The sequence below is a fragment of the Luteimonas sp. A501 genome, assembly GCF_054052085.1.
This window is the reverse complement of the sequence record NZ_JBSVRI010000001.1, coordinates 903,161-920,499: the sequence shown is the minus strand read 5'-3', so window position 1 is coordinate 920,499 and position 17,339 is coordinate 903,161. Positions and strand designations below refer to the sequence as shown.

At 69.7% G+C, this 17,339-nt stretch carries 16 protein-coding genes and 1 tRNA gene; 11 read left to right on the top strand and 6 right to left on the bottom strand.

Annotated elements, in window-relative coordinates:
- Nucleotides 1-50: 50 nt before the first annotated feature.
- Entirely contained in the window at nt 51-545 is a 495-nt protein-coding gene (gene folK, locus ACW7G5_RS04190; protein WP_457002067.1) for a 2-amino-4-hydroxy-6-hydroxymethyldihydropteridine diphosphokinase, read from the bottom strand.
- A complete protein-coding gene (pcnB, locus tag ACW7G5_RS04185; RefSeq protein ID WP_457002065.1) occupies nt 542-1,870 on the bottom strand; it encodes a polynucleotide adenylyltransferase PcnB in 1,329 nt (442 codons plus the stop codon). Before pcnB ends, folK begins: the two co-directional genes overlap by 4 nt.
- A 136-nt stretch (nt 1,871-2,006) precedes the next feature.
- Here pcnB and ACW7G5_RS04180 point away from each other — a divergent pair.
- Together ACW7G5_RS04180 and fdxA are read left to right on the top strand one after the other, a co-directional pair.
- Nucleotides 2,007-2,082, top strand: a tRNA-Glu gene (locus tag ACW7G5_RS04180).
- A 93-nt stretch (nt 2,083-2,175) separates the two neighbouring features.
- Nucleotides 2,176-2,499, top strand: coding sequence for a ferredoxin FdxA (gene fdxA / locus ACW7G5_RS04175; protein WP_457002064.1), 324 nt, complete (start codon nt 2,176-2,178; stop codon nt 2,497-2,499).
- A 49-nt stretch (nt 2,500-2,548) separates the two neighbouring features.
- Here fdxA and ACW7G5_RS04170 read toward each other — a convergent pair whose 3' ends face one another.
- Together ACW7G5_RS04170 and dapA are read right to left on the bottom strand one after the other, a co-directional pair.
- Nucleotides 2,549-3,082, bottom strand: a complete 534-nt coding sequence (locus ACW7G5_RS04170) for a hypothetical protein (RefSeq protein ID WP_457002062.1) — start codon at nt 3,080-3,082, stop codon at nt 2,549-2,551.
- Nucleotides 3,083-3,104: 22 nt separating this feature from the next.
- Complete coding sequence (gene dapA / locus ACW7G5_RS04165; protein ID WP_457002060.1) at nt 3,105-4,016, bottom strand: 4-hydroxy-tetrahydrodipicolinate synthase; 912 nt, start codon at nt 4,014-4,016, stop codon at nt 3,105-3,107.
- A 190-nt stretch (nt 4,017-4,206) separates the two neighbouring features.
- Here dapA and ACW7G5_RS04160 point away from each other — a divergent pair, with 190 nt between their 5' ends.
- The 3 genes from ACW7G5_RS04160 (at nt 4,207) to ACW7G5_RS04150 (ending at nt 6,785) form a co-directional block, all read left to right on the top strand.
- Nucleotides 4,207-4,770, top strand: a complete 564-nt coding sequence (locus ACW7G5_RS04160; protein WP_343254837.1) for a glycine cleavage system protein R — start codon at nt 4,207-4,209, stop codon at nt 4,768-4,770.
- A gap of 16 nt (nt 4,771-4,786) precedes the next feature.
- The gene (locus ACW7G5_RS04155; protein ID WP_457002058.1) at nt 4,787-5,266 is read left to right on the top strand and encodes a peroxiredoxin; all 480 of its coding nucleotides are present in this window, start codon (nt 4,787-4,789) and stop codon (nt 5,264-5,266) included.
- Nucleotides 5,267-5,381: 115 nt separating this feature from the next.
- Nucleotides 5,382-6,785 carry a PhoH family protein gene (locus tag ACW7G5_RS04150; protein WP_457002057.1) on the top strand — a complete coding sequence of 468 codons (1,404 nt, stop codon included), beginning with the start codon at nt 5,382-5,384 and terminating at the stop codon, nt 6,783-6,785.
- 324 nt (nt 6,786-7,109) lie between these two features.
- On the opposite strand, the gene ACW7G5_RS04145 is transcribed toward ACW7G5_RS04150, so the two are convergent.
- Entirely contained in the window at nt 7,110-8,783 is a 1,674-nt protein-coding gene (locus ACW7G5_RS04145; protein ID WP_457002055.1) for a SulP family inorganic anion transporter, read from the bottom strand.
- 138 nt (nt 8,784-8,921) lie between these two features.
- On the opposite strand from ACW7G5_RS04145, the gene thiD reads away from it, so the two are divergent.
- Nucleotides 8,922-9,725, top strand: coding sequence for a bifunctional hydroxymethylpyrimidine kinase/phosphomethylpyrimidine kinase (thiD, locus tag ACW7G5_RS04140; protein WP_457002053.1), 804 nt, complete (start codon nt 8,922-8,924; stop codon nt 9,723-9,725).
- Complete coding sequence (locus ACW7G5_RS04135) at nt 9,722-10,651, top strand: alpha/beta hydrolase family protein (RefSeq protein WP_457002051.1); 930 nt, start codon at nt 9,722-9,724, stop codon at nt 10,649-10,651. The genes thiD and ACW7G5_RS04135 overlap by 4 nt, the downstream gene beginning before the upstream one ends.
- On the opposite strand, the gene galE is transcribed toward ACW7G5_RS04135, so the two are convergent.
- Entirely contained in the window at nt 10,603-11,652 is a 1,050-nt protein-coding gene (galE, locus tag ACW7G5_RS04130) for a UDP-glucose 4-epimerase GalE (RefSeq protein WP_457002050.1), read from the bottom strand. The genes ACW7G5_RS04135 and galE overlap by 49 nt on opposite strands.
- A 576-nt stretch (nt 11,653-12,228) precedes the next feature.
- Between galE and ACW7G5_RS04125 the strand changes: the two genes are divergently transcribed.
- The 4 genes from ACW7G5_RS04125 (at nt 12,229) to ACW7G5_RS04110 (ending at nt 17,337) form a co-directional block, all read left to right on the top strand.
- On the top strand, nt 12,229-14,262 hold the full coding sequence (locus ACW7G5_RS04125) for an HzsA-related protein (protein ID WP_457002049.1): 2,034 nt from the start codon (nt 12,229-12,231) through the stop codon (nt 14,260-14,262).
- A 104-nt stretch (nt 14,263-14,366) separates the two neighbouring features.
- The gene (locus ACW7G5_RS04120; RefSeq protein WP_457002047.1) at nt 14,367-14,987 is read left to right on the top strand and encodes an XrtA/PEP-CTERM system exopolysaccharide export protein; all 621 of its coding nucleotides are present in this window, start codon (nt 14,367-14,369) and stop codon (nt 14,985-14,987) included.
- On the top strand, nt 14,987-16,576 hold the full coding sequence (locus ACW7G5_RS04115; protein ID WP_457002046.1) for an XrtA system polysaccharide chain length determinant: 1,590 nt from the start codon (nt 14,987-14,989) through the stop codon (nt 16,574-16,576). The genes ACW7G5_RS04120 and ACW7G5_RS04115 overlap by 1 nt, the downstream gene beginning before the upstream one ends.
- The gene (locus ACW7G5_RS04110) at nt 16,573-17,337 is read left to right on the top strand and encodes a polysaccharide biosynthesis protein (protein ID WP_457002044.1); all 765 of its coding nucleotides are present in this window, start codon (nt 16,573-16,575) and stop codon (nt 17,335-17,337) included. The genes ACW7G5_RS04115 and ACW7G5_RS04110 overlap by 4 nt, the downstream gene beginning before the upstream one ends.
- Nucleotides 17,338-17,339: the final 2 nt, after the last annotated feature.

The window sequence follows — 17,339 nt, the reverse complement described above, 5'->3', positions numbered from 1 at the left end:
TGGTTGGGGGGGAGGCACCCCAATCTTACGCCGCGTGGTGGCGTGAGGGCTCAGACGGCTGCGATGCCACTGGCGTCGATGCCCGCGAGCAGCGCGTCGGCGCGGCCGAGCCCGGGAACCACGACGTCGGGCGCGACCTCGGCCAGCGGCACCAGCACGAAGGCGCGCACGTGCAGCAGGGGATGCGGCACCACCAGTCCCGGTTCGTCCACCACCGCGTCGCCATGCAGCAATAGGTCAAGGTCGAGCGTGCGCGGCCCCCAGCGGCTGCCGTCTGCGGCGCGCTCGCGGCCATGGTCGCGTTCGATCGACAACAGTGCGTCGAGCAGCTCGCGCGGCCTGAGCGTGGTCTCCAGCGCGGCGACCGCGTTGACGAAATCGGGCTGCGCCTCCACGCCCCAGGCCGGCGTGCGGTAGAGGCGCGAGGTGCGCAGCAGGCGAGTGGCCGACAGCCCATCGAGCGCGGCCAGCGCCGAGCGCAGGGTGGCGGCCACCTCGCCCATGTTGCCGCCCAGGCCGATGAAGGCCCGGACCGGCGCACTCATCCCGTGGTCACGGGCCGTCGGCGACGGCGGCGGCGGGGCGTGCGCTGGGCGTCGTCGCCGTCGCCCTCCACGTCGTCCAGCGGGCTGTGGGCGATGGCCATGTCGGGATCAAGCTGGGCCTCGCGCCAGAAGGCGATGTCTTCGGCGTGTTCGTCGGAACCGGCCTGGCGCACCTGCAGGAAGTCGAAGGCGGCGCGGAAGCGCGGGTGCGCGATCATGCGCATCACCCGTTTGCGCTGGCGCAGGCCGAAGCGCGACTGCAGCAGCCAGATCTCCTGCATCGGCAGCGAGAACCGGCGCGGGACCGCAATGGTGGCCAGCTCGTGCACGGTGACCCGGTCGGCGGCGCGGCGCTGGGCGTCGGCCGGCGGCACGTCCTGCGCCTGCAGCGTCATCAGCGTGCGGCAATAGGCGGGCCACATCAGCAGTGCGAACAGGAACGCAGGCGACACCGGCTCGTCGGCGGCCACGCGCGCGTCGGTACCGCGCAGGCCCTCCAGCACGACGGCGCGCAGCGCACCGCTGCGGTTCGCCTCCATCGCCGCCCCCGCCTCGGGGAACATCGCCTTCAGCAGGCCGTGGCGCTCCAGGCCCTCGAAGCTGGCCACCCCGTGCCCGGAGAGGAACAGCTTCAGGGTTTCCTCGAACAGGCGCGCGGGCGCGGCCTCGGAGAGCAGCGGCGCCAGCGCGCGGATCGGTGCCGCGGTGGCCGGGTCGATGTCGAAGTCGAGCTTGGCCGCCAGGCGCACCGCGCGCAGCATGCGCACGGGATCTTCGCGGTAGCGGGTTTCGGGGTCGCCGATGAGCTTGAGCACGCGGTTCTGCACGTCCTCGAAGCCGCCCAGGTAGTCGCGCACCGAGAAGTCGTCGATCGTGTAATACAGCGCGTTGGCGGTGAAGTCGCGGCGCACGGCGTCGTCCTCGACCGTGCCGTAGACGTTGTCACGCAGCAGTCGCCCGCCCTCGTGGGTCTCGCGGTCACCGCTGCCGTCGTCGACGTTGGCGCGGAAGGTCGCGACCTCGATGATCTCGCGCCCGAAGACCACGTGCGCCAGCCGGAACCGGCGCCCGATCAGGCGGCAGTTGCGGAACAGCGCTTTGACCTCTTCGGGCGTGGCGCTGGTGGCGACGTCGAAGTCCTTGGGGCTGCCGCCGACAAGCAGGTCGCGGACCGCGCCACCGACCAGGTAGGCCTCGTGGCCGCCTTCGCGCAGCCGATAGAGGACGCGCAGCGCGCTGGCGCTGATGTCCTTGCGGGAGATGGTGTGCTGGTCGCGCGGGATCGTCCGCAGGACCGGTGTAACGGAAGGGATATCGTTGGGCATCGGGGAAAAAGTACCTGCGCTGGTTGCCCAGTGGCAGCCTGTGCTTGCTATACTAGCAAGCCGCATACAGCCTTGGCTTGTCGCGGGACCGGTCGTCCAGCCGGTGCCGTCCCGAAAGGGCGGCGAATGCACCACTGCTCCCTTCGTCTAGAGGCCCAGGACGTGGCCCTCTCAAGGCTAAAACACGGGTTCGAATCCCGTAGGGAGCACCATATTCATCAGGGCCCGCACCGGCAACGGTCGCGGGCCCTGTTTTTATGCGTGGGCGCTACAATATGCGGCCTCCACAGCCAGCATCGCGAACCATGCCCTTCGTCGTCACCGAGAACTGCATCAAGTGCAAGTACACCGACTGCGTCGAAGTGTGCCCGGTGGACTGTTTCCACGAAGGTCCGAACTACCTGGTGATCGATCCCGACGAGTGCATCGACTGCACGTTGTGCGAGCCCGAATGCCCGATCGGCGCGATCTACGCCGAGGATGACGTTCCCGCCGGCCAGGAGGGCTTCGTGGCCCTGAACGCCGAGTTGTCCAAGGAATGGCCGGTGATCACCACCCGGCAGGACCCGCTGCCGGACGCCGAGGAGTGGGACGGCAAGCCCAACAAGCTGCCGCTGCTGGAGCGCTGACGCGCGATCCGCTTCCGGACCGCGCGCCCCGCCACTGCCCGCGGAAGGCTTACTGCTCCAGGCCCGCGCGCAGGGCTTCGATCACGCGCACCGCGTCCTCGCCGGCCGCCGGCAGGCCGCGCGGATCGACCGCCGACACATAGGTGCCCGCTTCGACCTGGGTCACGCGCACCAGGAACTTGGTGTCTCCGGCGTCGATGTCGTAGGTGCCCAGCAGCTGCGCCTTGCTGACCACGGTCACGCCCTCGATGCCGCCGAGCAGCGACTCGATGCGCTCGAACGCGTCGTCGCGCGCGAGCTGGACGGTGAAGCCGTTGGTCGAGCCCTGCGCGGCCGGTGCCGCCGGCGCTGCGGACGACATGTCCGACCGGGTCACGCTGGTGGTTCCGGTATCCGGAACGGCCATCGCCGAGCTGGTGTCGGGGCGATCGAGATCGGGCGGCACCTCGAGCGGCCGGTCCTGCGGCGCGGCTGCGTAAAGCGCGTTGTCCTTGCGGAACCAGCTGCAGCCGGCGGTGGCGACCAGGGTCGCGACAAGGGCGACCGCAATGGCCGGACGAAGCATGGAACGGGAAGGCTGCATTGCTGTCTCCTGGGAAAACGGTTCAGGCCGCGATGGCTTCGCGGCAGGTCTGTTCAAGCGCATCGAGGCCGGCGGCAAGGTCGTCCGCGGCCGCAGCGTACGCCGCCGAAAGCGGCAGCAGCGGCAGGCGGATGCCATCGCCGTCACCGAAGCCACGCCGCGCCAGCAGGGCCTTGACCGGGATCGGGTTGGATTCGACGCCGCAAAATTCGATCAATCCCCGGATCTTCGCACCCAGGGTCGCGCAACCGCCGGCATCGCCGCCCCGCGCAAGGTCGCACAGGCGGCGGAAGGCCGCGGGTGCCACGTTCGACGCAACCGAGACCAGGCCATCGGCGCCGGCCAGCATCGCGCGCGCCGCGCTGCCATCGTCGCCACTCAGAATCGAAAAGCCCGGCCCCGCCAACGGCAGCAGCGCGCGCATGCGTGCTTCGTCGGCGACGGCCTCCTTGATCCCGATGATGGCCTTGTGGGTGGCCAGCTGGGCGACCGTGTCCGGCTGCATGTCGCAGCCGGTGCGCGGCGGCACGTTGTACAGGATGACCGGCAGCGCGCCGTCGTCGGCGACCGCGCGGTAGTGAGCGACCAGGCCCGCTGGCGTCGGCCGCACGTAGGGCGGCGTGACCACCAGCGCCGCGTCGGCGCCGCAGGCGGCGGCAAGACGGGTGCGTTCGACGGTATGCGCGGTGCCCGAGTGGCCGGTGCCGGCAATGACCGGCACGCGGCCGGCCACGCGCTCCACGGCCGCCCGCAGCAGGACTTCGTATTCAGCGCCGGTGAGCGCGGCGGCCTCGCCGGTGGAGCCGGCGACCACCAGGGCCTGGGTGCCGCCCGCAAGCTGGGCGTCGACCAGCCGCAGCCATGCGTCGGTATCGAGTCCACCGGCGGCCCTGAAAGGCGTCGCCAGCGCGGTGATGCTGCCGGAAAGATGCAAGCTGGACCTGCGTTGGGAAGCCGTGCGGGAGGCTGCGCGACGGGGCGCGCAGCAGGGTGATCTTACTTGCGGCGTCGAAGCACGGGCAAGTATGCTGGCTGCAGCCTCAAGGGCGGCCGCTTGGCCCGTCCAGGCGCGAATGGCAGCCAGTCTCCCGGCGCCCCGCACTGCCACCCCCGTGGACTCCGATTTGACCGACACCGATACAACCCGGCCCGCGCCGACCGAGAACCACCTGCTCATCAACGCCTATACGACGCATCCGCGCTCGCCGCTGCTGGCGGTATCGCGGCGGATCGCCGACAGCGGCTGCAACCTGGTCGACACGCGCCTGTCCACCGTCGGCCGCGACGTCTCGGTCACGGCGCTGGCCACCGGCTCCTGGGACGCAGTGGCGAAGCTCGAAGCCATGCTCTCGCGCCTGGAGCGCGAAGAGGGCCTGAAGCTGGTGTGGTACCGCACCGGCGCCAAGCCCGTGCAGTCCAACCTGCTGCCCTACATCGTCGAAGTGGTGGCGTCGGACAAGCCCGGCATCCTCTACCAGCTGGCCGATTTCTTCGACCGCCAGAGCATCACCATCGAAAGCCTGCACTGCTCGCGCTACCGCGCGATGCAGACAGGCGCCGACATGTTCTCGGCCCAGGTCACCATCGGCGTGCCCGCGGACATGCACATCGCGGTGCTGCGCGACGATTTCCTCGAATTCTGCGACCACCTCAACCTCGACGCGATCATGGACCCGATGAAGTTCTGAGCGCGCAGGAATGGCAATGAACGAAGGCGACAAGCTGGACCGCACCACCCTCGTGCTCCCGCTGCAGCTGTCAGGCGGGCAAAGCGCGACGCTGGCCGATCATGCCGGCCGCTGGCTGGTGCTGTACTTCTATCCCAAGGACTCCACGCCCGGCTGCACCACCGAGGGCCTGGACTTCAACGCCCTGCTGCCGGAACTCGAAGCGCTGGATGCGACCGTGCTGGGCGTCTCCCGCGACTCGGTGAAGTCGCACGACAACTTCTGCGCGAAGCAGGGTTTCCGGTTCCCGCTGGTCAGCGACGCCGACGAGGCCCTGTGCCGCGCGTTCGACGTGATCAAAGAGAAGAACATGTACGGCCGCAAGGTGATGGGCATCGAGCGCAGCACCTTCCTGATCGACCCCGAGGGACGCATCGCTCGCGCATGGCGCAAGGTGCGCGTCCCGGGGCATGCCGATGCCGTGTTCGAGGCGCTGAAGGAAGCCCGCGCCCGGTGAACCACCGCTGCGCCCCCGCCCATCGCCGCCCCGCCATGCGGGCCGCGGCGGTCCGCGCGTGCGCCACATTTGCACTACCCCCCTGCCACGCCACTCCGGACGGACGAACACCCTGATGAACCACGGCAAGCGGATCTACGTACTCGATACCAACGTGCTGATGCACGACCCGACTGCACTGTTCAAGTTCGAGGAGCACGATGTCTACCTGCCGATGCAGGTGATCGAAGAGCTCGACAACGGCAAGAAGGGCACTACCGAAGCCAACCGCAACGCGCGCCAGGTCAGCCGCTTCATCAACGAACTGATCGAGGCCCACGGTGCCGACCACATCGCGTCCGGACTGAAACTGGAGCGCCCCGGCGACCTGCAGCTGCGCGGCACCGGCGCCAGCGGCGTGCTGCGCTTCCAGACCACCGTACCGAAGGAGGACAAGACCTCGTTCGGCGCCGTGGCCCCGGACAACCGCATCCTCGGCGCCATCCTCGACCTGAAGCGCGAGGACGGCAGCGACCCCGTGGTGTTCGTCTCCAAGGACATCAACCTCCGCATCAAGGCGGCCATCGCCGGCATCCCCAGCGAGGACTACGAGAACGACCGCGCGCTGGACGATTTCAGCCTGCTCTACACCGGCGCCACCGCCCTGCCCGAGGACTTCTGGCAGCGCCACGGCAAGGACCTCAAGTCCTGGACCGACAAGGGCCGTACCTGGTACGAACTGCGCCATACCGAAGACGACGACTGGCATCCCAACCAGTACCTCTACCTGCCGGGCGACGAAAACGCGGAGTTCCGCGTGGCGTCGGTCGAAGGCGACCGCGCGGTGCTGCAGATCGTCGACGACTACCGCAGCCACCAGCACGCCGTCTGGGGCATCGTCGCGCGCAACCGCGAGCAGAACTTCGCGATGAACGCGCTGATGGATCCCGAGATCGATTTCGTCACCCTGCTCGGCACCGCCGGCACCGGCAAGACCCTGCTGGCCCTGGCCGCGGGCCTGGCACAGACCATGGACGCCCAGCGCTACCGCGAGATCATCATGACCCGCGCCACCATCAGCGTGGGCGAGGACATCGGCTTCCTGCCCGGCACCGAAGAAGAAAAGATGACGCCCTGGATGGGCGCGCTGACCGACAACCTCGAAGTGCTGCTGCCCAGCAACAAGGAAGGCGGCAGCTGGGGCCGCGCCGCCACCAACGACCTGCTGGCCTCGCGCATCAAGATCCGCTCCCTGAACTTCATGCGCGGCCGCACGCTCCTCGACCGCTGGCTGATCCTGGACGAGGCGCAGAACCTCACGCCCAAACAGATGAAGACCCTGATCACCCGCGCCGGCCCCGGCACCAAGATCGTCTGCCTGGGCAACGTCGAGCAGATCGACACGCCTTACCTCACCGAAACCACCTCCGGCCTGACCTACGCCGTCGATCGCTTCAAGCACTGGGCCCACAGCGCGCACGTGACCCTGCGGCGCGGCGAACGTTCGCGCCTGGCGGATTACGCGTCCGAGGTGCTTTAAGGGCCTTTGGGTCGTGTGGGCTTGGGTCGTGGGGGCGGAGGTGTGTGGGTACTCCGCTGCCATCGACACTGCAGGCTGGGGGTGAAAGGCAAGGGCAAAGGCAAGAACAACGGCAACAGCAACTGCGAGCCTTCGCTTGGACAATGACCTTGTGGGAGCGGCTATAGCGGCTCCCACAACAGCCGCCGCCGCGCCTGCGAAGGCGTATCCATGGCGGATTGATGGGAGTACCCATCGACCCGGCACCGCCGCGCACCGCGTGCCGCAGCTGTTGCCCGGTTGCCTGCGCCTTTGCGCGCGCCGCCCTCGCCCTAAAGCCGGCCATCACTCGTCGACGACAGGCTCCACCACGTCACGCCGGGCCTCGATGTAAAGCAACGCCTCCGACAGAGTCTTGAAGTAGCTGCCCGGATCATCCCGGCCCACGATGTCGGCACGCACCAGCTTGCGCAACACGGCCATGTTGGCGCCGTTGAGCAGCACTCGCACCCCGCGCGCGCGCAGGCTTGCGATGGAGGACTCCAGCCTCTTGAGGCCCGTCGCATCGATGAACGGAACCCGCTCCAGGCGCAGCGCCACGTAGCGCGGTGGCGCCTCGCGTGACCATGACAGCGCGCGTTCGAGCGAATCGACTGAGCCGAAGAAGAACGGCCCGTCGATGGAATACACAGCCACGTCCTTCGGCAATGTCGAGAGCCCGGCCTCTTCCAGCTCCTGGCGCAGGCTGGCCTGCTGGTGTTCGACCACCTCCACCGACGCGCTCATCCGGCGCATGAACTGCATCATCGCCAGGATCACGCCGATGTTCACCGCCACCACCAGGTCCGTCAGGATGGTGAGCGCGAACGTGATCAGCAGGATCGCGACGTCCGCGCGCGGCGCCTGGCGCACCATCCGGATGAAGCGCGGCGCCTCGCTCATGTTCCAGGCCACCACGAACAGGATCGCCGCCAGCGCCGCCAGCGGCACCTTGCCCGCATAGGGCGCGATCACCAGCAGGATCAGCACCAGCACGATCGCATGCACCACGCCCGCGATCGGCGCATTGCCACCGTTGCGGATGTTGGTCGCCGTGCGCGCGATGGCACCGGTCGCCGCGATGCCGCCGAACAGCGGCGAGATGATGTTGGCGATGCCCTGCCCCACCAGCTCCTGGTTGGAGTCATGCTTCGTGCCGGCCATGCCGTCGGCGACCACGGCCGAGAGCAGCGACTCGATCGCGCCCAGCATGGCGATGGTGAACGCCGAAGGCAGCAGCAACATGATGGTGTCGAAGCTGATCGAGGGCACCGCGAACTCCGGCAACGAGCGCGGGATCGCGCCGAAGGTCGATTCGATGGTGGCCACGCCCGGCAGCCCGAACGCCGCGACCACCGCGGTCGCCGCGACCATCGCCAGCAGCGGCCCCGGCACGCGCGAAAGCCCGGGGATGCGCGGCCCGGACAATGCCAGGGCCAGGCTGCCCAGCCCAAGTAGCGCGGTGGGCCAGTGCAGCTGCGTGAACGACTGCAGCATCTGCCAGGCCTTCATGTAGAACGGCCCCTCGCCCGCCGTCGGCAGGCCGAAGAAATACTGCCACTGCCCCACCCAGATGATGACCGCGATGCCGGCGGTGAAACCCACGATCACCGGGTCCGGGATGAAGCGAATCACCGAGCCCAGCCGCGCCAGGCCCATCGCCACCAGGATGACGCCGGCCATCAGCGTCGCCACCAGCAGCCCGCTCACGCCGAACTGCGCGACGACGCCGGCGAGGATGACGATGAAGGCGCCCGTGGGACCGGCGATCTGTACCCGCGAACCGCCGAACAGCGACACCGCGATGCCGGCGATGATCGCCGTGTACAGGCCCTGCTCCGGCTTCACGCCCGAGGCGATTGCGAAGGCCATCGCCAGCGGTAGCGCGACCACGCCGACGATCAGGCCAGCGGTGACGTTGCGCATCCAGTTGTCGCGGCGGAACAGGCCGGCGCGCTTGGCTTCAAGCAGCGCGATCATGCGCCGCCCGCCTGGCCCGGGCACCGACGCCCGCCCCCGGGCAGGGCCTTGGCGGCCCGATTCCATGCAACTCCACTCATTCGCCTGGCCCTGTCGAGGACATGCATTCTGATATGTGAAACATCACAATACCCGACCATGACCAGGCCCATCTCAGCACTGACCATCGCCGGTTCCGACTCCGGCGGCGGCGCCGGCATCCAGGCCGACCTCAAGGCCTTCGCCGCCCACGGCGTCCACGGCTTGTCGGCGATCACCGCACTCACCGCGCAGCACACGCGCGGGGTGACCGCGGTGCACGTACCGCCGGTGGAATTCCTGCGCGCGCAGATCGATGCCTGCTTCGATGATTTCGACGTTGGCGCGGTGAAGCTGGGAATGCTGGCTTCGGCCGAGGTGATCCACGCCGTGGCGGATGCGCTCGAGGTCCATCGCCCGCGGTGGCTGGTACTCGACCCGGTGATGGTGGCGACCTCGGGTGCGCGCCTGCTCGAGGCCGATGCGCTTGAGGCCATGCGCACGCGGCTGCTGCCGATGGCCAACCTGCTCACCCCCAACATCCCCGAGGCCGAGCTGCTGCTGGGACACGCCATCGCCGACGGACCGGCGGCGGACGCGGCGCTTGCCGCACTGCGTGCCCTGGGCGCGGACGCGGTGCTGCTGAAGGGCGGGCACCTGGACGAGGGCGACACCGTCGTCGACCGCTTCGCCGACGGCAGCGCGTGCACCGGACACCGCGGGCCGCGGCTGGTGGTCGATGGCCACGGCACCGGCTGCACGCTGGCATCGGCGATCACCGCCAACCTCTGCCTTGGCCGCGATCTTCCCGATGCCGTCAGCCACGGCATCGCCTACGTGCGCGACGCCTTGCGCAAGGGCATGCGGCCCGGCCGCAGCGACGTGCTGGTCCTCGGGCACTTCGACGCGCGCCCCGGGGCATGACGCCGGGAACCGCGGCGGGCGCAGGGCATGTCGCGACGCGGGCGCTCGCGATTGAAGCCGCGGACGGCCACCGGTTCGAACTGCTGGCCTGCGCCACCGACCGGCCTCGACGCAGCCTGCTCTGGCTGCCGGCGCTCGGCGTCGCCGCGCGCCACTACCTGCCGCTGGCCGAGGCGCTGGCACGGCACGGAATCGCCGTGTTCGTGCACGAGTGGCGCGGACACGGCAGCAGCAGCCTGCGCGCCGGCCGCCAGGTGGACTGGGGCTATCGCGAACTGCTGTCCCTCGACATCCCCGCCAGCGAAGAGGCGATCACCGCCGCCCTGCCCGGCCTTCCACGCGTCATCGGCGGCCACAGCCTGGGCGGACAGCTCGGTGCCTGCCGCCTGGCGCTGGCGCCCGCCACGTACGCGGCGCTGTGGCTGGCCGGCTGCGGTGCGCCGTACTGGCGGGCGTTCCCCCTGCCGCAGCGCCTGTGGCTGCCGCTGGCCTACCGCGTGCTGCCGTGGCTTGCCGATCGCGCCGGCAGCCTTCCGGGGCGGCGCCTTGGCTTCGGCGGCAACGAAGCGCGGGGGCTCATGCGCGACTGGAGCGCGACTGCGACCAGCTGCCGCTATGCCGCGAGCGGGCTGGGCAACCTGGAGCCGGCGATGGCCGCGGTGCGCGTGGACATCCGCGCGGCCCTGTTCGCACGCGACTGGCTTGCGCCGGCGTCGTCGCTCGACTGCCTGTTGTCGAAACTGCCGAGGTCACCGTCGGCGCGCGCGGTGTTCGACGATGACGCCCTCGGGGTGGCCTCCGACCACTTCGCCTGGATGAGGTCGCCTGCCCGCGTGGCCAGGTGGCTGCAGGAGCCGGGCCCGGGCGGGCTGACCGTTCAGGACGCTCCGTCGGCCGGCGGCTCCACCGCCCCGGCGGGCTCGTAGCCACGCGGATTGCGCGACTGCCAGCGCCACGCATCCCGGCACATCGCCTCGATCCCGTGTTCGGCGCGCCAGCCGAGCAGCTCCTGCGCAAGCGAAGGATCCGCATAGACCTCGGCCACGTCGCCGGGGCGGCGGGCGACGACCTCGAAGGGCACCGCGTGCCCCGATGCCTCTTCGAAGGCCCGGACCAGTTCCAGCACGCTGGTGCCGCGCCCGGTGCCGAGGTTGATGTTGGCGCTGCGACCCTCGCGCACCAGGAATTCAAGCGCGTCTGCATGGGCGCGGGCCAGGTCGACCACGTGGATGTAATCACGCACGCCGGTGCCGTCCACGGTCGGCCAGTCGCCGCCGAACACCGCGAGCCGCTCCCGCTGCTGCACGGCCACCTGGCAGACATAGGGCATGAGGTTGTTGGGCACGCCACCGGGCGCTTCACCGATCAGGCCCGAGGCGTGCGCTCCCACCGGATTGAAGTAGCGCAGGTTGACGGCGTGGAAGCCCGGGTCGCTGGCGCAGAGGTCGCCGATCAGCTGCTCCATGACCAGCTTCGTGCGCCCGTAGGGATTGGTGACCTGCAGCGGCGCGTCCTCGCGCACGGGCACCGAGGCCGGGTCGCCGTACACGGTGGCCGACGAGCTGAAGACCAGCCTGTGGACCCCGTGGCCGCGCATGGCCTGCAGCAGGTGGATGGTGCCGCCGATGTTGTTGTCGAAGTAGTCCAGCGGGCGCTCGCAGGACTCGCCCACGGCCTTGAGCGCCGCGAAGTGGATCACCGCGTCGAAGCGTTCCCCCGCGAACAGCGCGTCTACCGCGGCGCGGTCGCGCAGGTCCACCCGGCGCAGTGCGGGTGGCTGGCCCAGGAGCGTGGCCAGGCGTTCGAGCACGCGCGGCGAGCTGTTGCTGAAGTTGTCCGCGACCACGAAGTCATGACCGCGAGCGGCCAGTTCGATGCAGGCATGGCTGCCGATGTAGCCGGCGCCGCCGGTGACCAGGATGCGCATTGGATCGTCCCCCTTGGAATCTGCGTCGAAAGCGTACGCGAATGCCCGGCGCCAGCGGAAACCCAGGCATCGCGGTGTCCAGGCGGGCGGGTGGAACGCCTGCGCTCCGCCGCAACCGCCAAACAGTGAACTGCGTCACCTATTCATGCCTTGCCACTTGTTCTCGATCTGGTATTCAGCCTGAATTCCAGCTGCGTGAGAGCCGCGCCGACCACCCGCGGTTGGCGGCAACGGCCGAGTGCATTCCCCCGATCCCTTCCTGGATACGCCACGATGACAGTCCCGCCCCGCCCGCCAAGCCCCCCGGCTTGCGTATCGCGCTTATCCACCTTTTTCCGATTACCCCGCACCACCCCTGTTTCCACGTCCCGGCTCATTGTTCTGCTGCTCGCCGCCGGCACGCTCGCCGCCTGCAGCCCCGGCTCCCGGCAGCCCCCCGCGGCCGAAACCGCCCCGGCCATCGCGTCATCGACCTCCGGCCCGGCCCGCGCCGCCGGCCAGGCAGTATCCCCGCCGCCGCCCGCCGCCGCGTTCGCTTCCACCCCCGTCCAGAACCCCGTCCTCTTCGTCACCCAGGTGCCGACCGACGGCGACGTGTTCGCATCGCGCCTGTCCACCTTCGCCAACCACATGACCGGCATGACGTCGGTGCCCCGCGGTGGCGGCCTGCTGATCCGCTATCCCGACGGCAGCCTGCGCGACCTGACCCGCGAAGCGGGTTTCGGCATGGATGGCCGCCAGGGTGCCAACGCCATCGCCGTCCGCGAGCCGACCGTGCACTGGTCGGGCACGAAGGCGATCTTCAGCATGCTGGTCGGCGCGCCCACGCAGCAGTACGGCGCCACCACCGGGCGCTGGCAGATGTACGAGGTCAGCGGCCTGGGCCAGGGTCTGGCGGCAAGCATCACCAAAGTCGCGAACCAGCCCGCCTACAACAACGTTTCGCCGCTGTACGGCTCGGACGACAGCATCCTCTTCACCTCCGACCGGCCCCGCGATGGCTCGGCGCACCTGTATCCGCAGCTCGATGAATACGAAAGCACGCCGATCGTCACCGGCCTCTTCCGGCTTGATCCCGCCAGCGGCGCCGTGCGCATCCTCAACCACGCGCCCAGCGGGGCCTTCAGCCCCGTCATCGACAGCTATGGCCGCATCGTCTTCACCCGCTGGGACCACCTGCAGCGCGACCAGCAGCAGGACGCCGGTACCTCCGGCTCGTTCGACTACGCCAGCGAAGCCACGGGCGCGCCTTCGGTCGGCACCCGGACGGATGTCTTCCCCGAGGCGCGGCTGGGGATGGACAGTCCCTACGGCCCGGTCGGCAATTACCACAGCAACATCTTCATGCCCTGGCAGGTCAACCAGGACGGCAGCTTCGAACAGACGCTCAACCACGTCGGCCGGCACGAAATCAGCTTCGGCTTCCTCGGCCGCTCCTTCGCCGGCGATCCGTCGCTGTCCGACAACACCGACACGTCGCTGATCGCCAACCGCAAGTTCATCAGCCAGTACGGCGGCCTGTTCCATCTCCGCGAGGACCCGACGCAGCCGGGGATCTATTACGGAATCAACACCGCCGAATTCGGGAGCCTGACGACCCATCAGATCATCCGCATGAGCGGCGCTCCGCACCTCAACCCGGAACAGATGGTGATCACCGATGCATCGCCCGCGCCGACCGGCGCCGGCCTGAGCGGTGGCCGCTTCCGCAACCCGCTGCCGATGACCAGCGGGCACATGGTCGCAAGCCACACGCCCAGCGCCAACGCCGGCCCGGGCATCGAGCTCCGCCTGCGCCAGGTGGTGGGTACGCCGGGCACGCTGGCCGCGGGCCCCGCGCTGACGCCCGGGATCGTCAAGTCGGTGTCCTGGTGGACACCCGACAGCCTGCGGTCCTTCGAGGGCGCGCTGTGGGAAATCGAACCCGTCGAGGTGGTCGCACGCCCGCGCCCGCCCTACACCTCCGAAGCGGCGCTGCAGACGCCGGAACGCGCGCTGTTCGCGTCCGAAGGCGTGGACGAGGGCGCTTTCCGCAGCTGGCTGCGGGCCAACGACCTTGCGATCATCGTCACCCGCAACCAGACCAGCCGCGACCGGAGCGACCGCCAGCAGCCCTACAACCTGCGCGTCCCCGGCGGCACGCAGACGGTGGCCAACGACGGCATCGTCTACGACATCGCCCACTTCCAGGTCCTGCAGGGCAACCTGGTGCGTGCGTACCGGGACTCCACGTCCGGGCGGCGCGTGCTCGCACAGCCGATCGACACGGGCGCCAATCCCGGCAATCCGCTGGGGCCGGATGGCAGCGTCCGCATCGAGGCCGATGGCTCGACCGCCGCCTTCGTGCCCGCCAACCGCGCGCTGACCTGGCAGACGGTGGATCCCAACGGCGTGCCGGTCGTGCGCGAGCGCGTGTGGATCACCATGCAGCCCGGCGAGATCCGCACCTGTGGCGGATGCCACGGCGAGAACACGCGCAACCAGGCCGGCCAGGCGGAACCGGCCAACGCGCCGACGGCCCTGAGGACCCTGCTGCGGCACTGGAAGCAGCGCGGCGCCCAGCCGGCACCGCGCGACGGATCGGCACCGCTGCTCCCGCCGGCCCCTTAGCACGCGGACGCGCGGCGGCGTGGTGACCGCCGGCGGCGTGGTGACCGCAGGCGGCGGGCTTTGCCGTTGTATCTGGCAACCCGCCACACGTGGAAACCCCGCCGATGACCGCGCTCCGCATGATCGCCACACTCGCGCTTGCCGCCCTGATGGGCGCATGCGCGTCGTCCCGCGGCATCACCGATGTCCCACCCGACCAGCCCCAGGCCGCCGTCGGTGAGTATCTGATCGGCGTCGACGACATCGTCCAGGTGACCGTGTGGCGCAACCCCGAGCTGGGGATCACGGTCCCGGTGCGCCCGGACGGCCGGATCTCCGTGCCGCTGGTCGGCGACGTGGTCGCCGGCGGGCTGGCACCCGCCGCCGTGGCGGCCGACATCCAGGACAAGCTCTCGGCCTTCGTGCGCGACCCGCAGGTGGCGGTGATCCTCACCGACCTGCGCAGCCACGAATACCTCTCGCGCGTCCGCGTCACCGGTGCCGTGCGCCAGCCGGTCTCGATCCCCTTCCGCCAGGGCATGACCGTGCTTGACGCGGTGCTCGCGGCTGGCGGCGTCAACGAGTTCGCGGCCTCCGACCGCGCCGCGCTGTACCGCCGCACCGGCGACGACTCCACCACGACCTACGCCGTGCGCCTGGACCGGATCCTCGACCGCGGCGACCTGGCCAGCAACCACCGCGTGGCACCCGGCGACGTGATCACCATTCCCGAGCGCGCATTCTGATGGCGTCCCACGCACTGGCCGCACCCCGGCGCCCCGGTGGCCCGCCCTCCAGCGTTCCCGACCTGGCACCCACCGAACTGCTCCCGATCCTGCTGCGCGAGGCGCGGGCGCGGATCATGCTGCTGGTCTCGATCTTCACCGCGATCGCGCTGCTGACCCTGGTCGTCGGCCTGTTCGTGATCCCGCGCAACTACACCTCTTCGGTGACGATCCTGGCCCAGGACAGCGACATCATCCAGCCGCTGCTGGAAGGGCGGGCGGTTCCCACCGGTGTGTCCGACCGCGCCGGCATGGCGCGCCAGATCATCTACGGCCGCAAGGTGCTGGGCGAAGCCCTGGCGGTTGGCGGCTGGCTCCAGGGCAATCCCTCGCCGATCGAGCAGGACCGGCTGATGGAGGACATCCGCAACCGCACGCTGATCGAGAGTCCGCGGCCCGAGCTGGTGCAGATCAGCTATCGCGACCGGGACCCCGAGCGCGCCTTTGCGCTCGCGGCGACCTTCGGCGACATGTTCATGAAGGAGGCCGCTGCAGCCAAGCAGCGCGAAAGCCGCGAGGCCTACGAGTTCATCGACAGCCAGGTGCAGGGATACCACGCCAAGCTTTCGAGCGCCGAGGGCAACCTGCAGGACTACCAGTCGCGCAACGTCGACGCCCAGCCGGGAAGCGCCGCCGACTCCACCACCCGGATCGGTGCACTGCGCACCCAGCTCGAGCAGACGCGCATGGCCCTGCTCGAGCAGGAGTCGCGCGAATCTTCGATCGCCGCCCAGCTGTCGGGAGAGTCTGCGGTGACTGCGGTGCAGACGCGCGAGAACCTTTACCGCACGCGCCTGATCGAGCTCCAGTCCGAACGCGACCGGCTGCTGCTGGCGTACACCGAGCAGCACCCGGACGTGCTGCGCCTGAGCCACCAGATCGACGACATCACCCGAATGCTCGCCGACGAGCGGGACCGCCGCGAGGCGCCCGGCGCGGCCGGCACGCTGTCCGATGAAGCCCAGGCCAATCCGCTCTACCAGGAGCTGCGCAGCCAGCTGTCGCAGGCCCGCCGGGAGACCGCCGCCACCCGTTCGCGGCTGCAGATCGCGCAATCGCTGCTCGACGACGAACTCGACCGCAGCCGGCGGATCGCGGCGTCGGAAGGCGCGCTGGCCGAGTTGACCCGCGACTACGAGGTCAACCGCGAGATCTACCAGGACCTGCTGCGCCGGCGCGAGAACGCGCGTGTCTCGATGGGCCTCGACCAGGAAAACCGCGGCCTCACGCTGCGCATCCAGGACCCGGCGATCATGCCGCTGCGGCCTTCAGGCCTGCGCTTCATGCACATCGCGGCGGTCGGCCTGCTGATCGCCATCGCGCTGCCGCTGATGCTGGTGTTCGCGGTCGCCCGCTTCGACCCGCGCGTGCGCTCGCAGCACCTCATCGTCAAGCATGCCAGCCTGCCGCTGCTGACCACCGTCCCGGCCTACCCGACGCCGGGCGAACGCCGCCGCGAATACTTCTCCGTGGCCTTCGCCATCGCCATGCTCGGCTCGGTGGCGCTGGTCTATGTCCTCACCTACGCATACAGGGTCGTGGCCGCATGAACTCCGCATCGATGATCGAACCGCAGCGCGGCGCGCATGCCCTGGCCGAAGCCGTCGGCACGCCACCGAAGGAGGCCTCGCGCAGCCTGGCCCGCGTCCAGCCGCAGCCGTTTTCGCCGCGCGCGCTCGAAGAGCGCCGGCTGATCCACCGCCAGGACTCCGTGCGCGTCCAGGCCGACGCCTTCCGCGACCTGCGCACGCGCCTGCTCAACCTGCGCGGCAACCAGAACTTCATCACCCTGGTGGCGCCGGTGGCGCACAACTGCGGCGGCAGCTTCGTGGCACGCAATCTCGCGCTGGCGTTCGCCTTCGACGAAGCCAAGACCGCGCTGCTGGTCGATTGCGACGCCCTGCACCCGAGCCAGCACATCGCGCTGGCCGCGGGCAGCGACAACTGCGGGCTGATGGACTACCTCGGCGGCGGCATCGACGACCTCGACGACATCCAGTACTCCACCGGGATCCCGCGCCTGCAGCTGATCCCCAACGGCAGCGTGCGCGAGATCGCCGGCGAGTATTTCACCTCGGCGCGCGCGCGGACGATGATCGATTCGCTGCGACAGGCCGATCCCAACCGCTACATCATCCTGGACGCGCCGTCGGCGCTGAATTCGCCCGACGCCCGCATCCTCTCCGACCTTGCCGACGTGGTGGTGCTGGTGACCGGCTACGGCAAGGCCACGCTGGAGGCGATCGAGAAGGCCGCCGCCAACTTCGACCCGGCCAAGCTCGCGGGCATCGTGTTCAACGACAACCATTGACC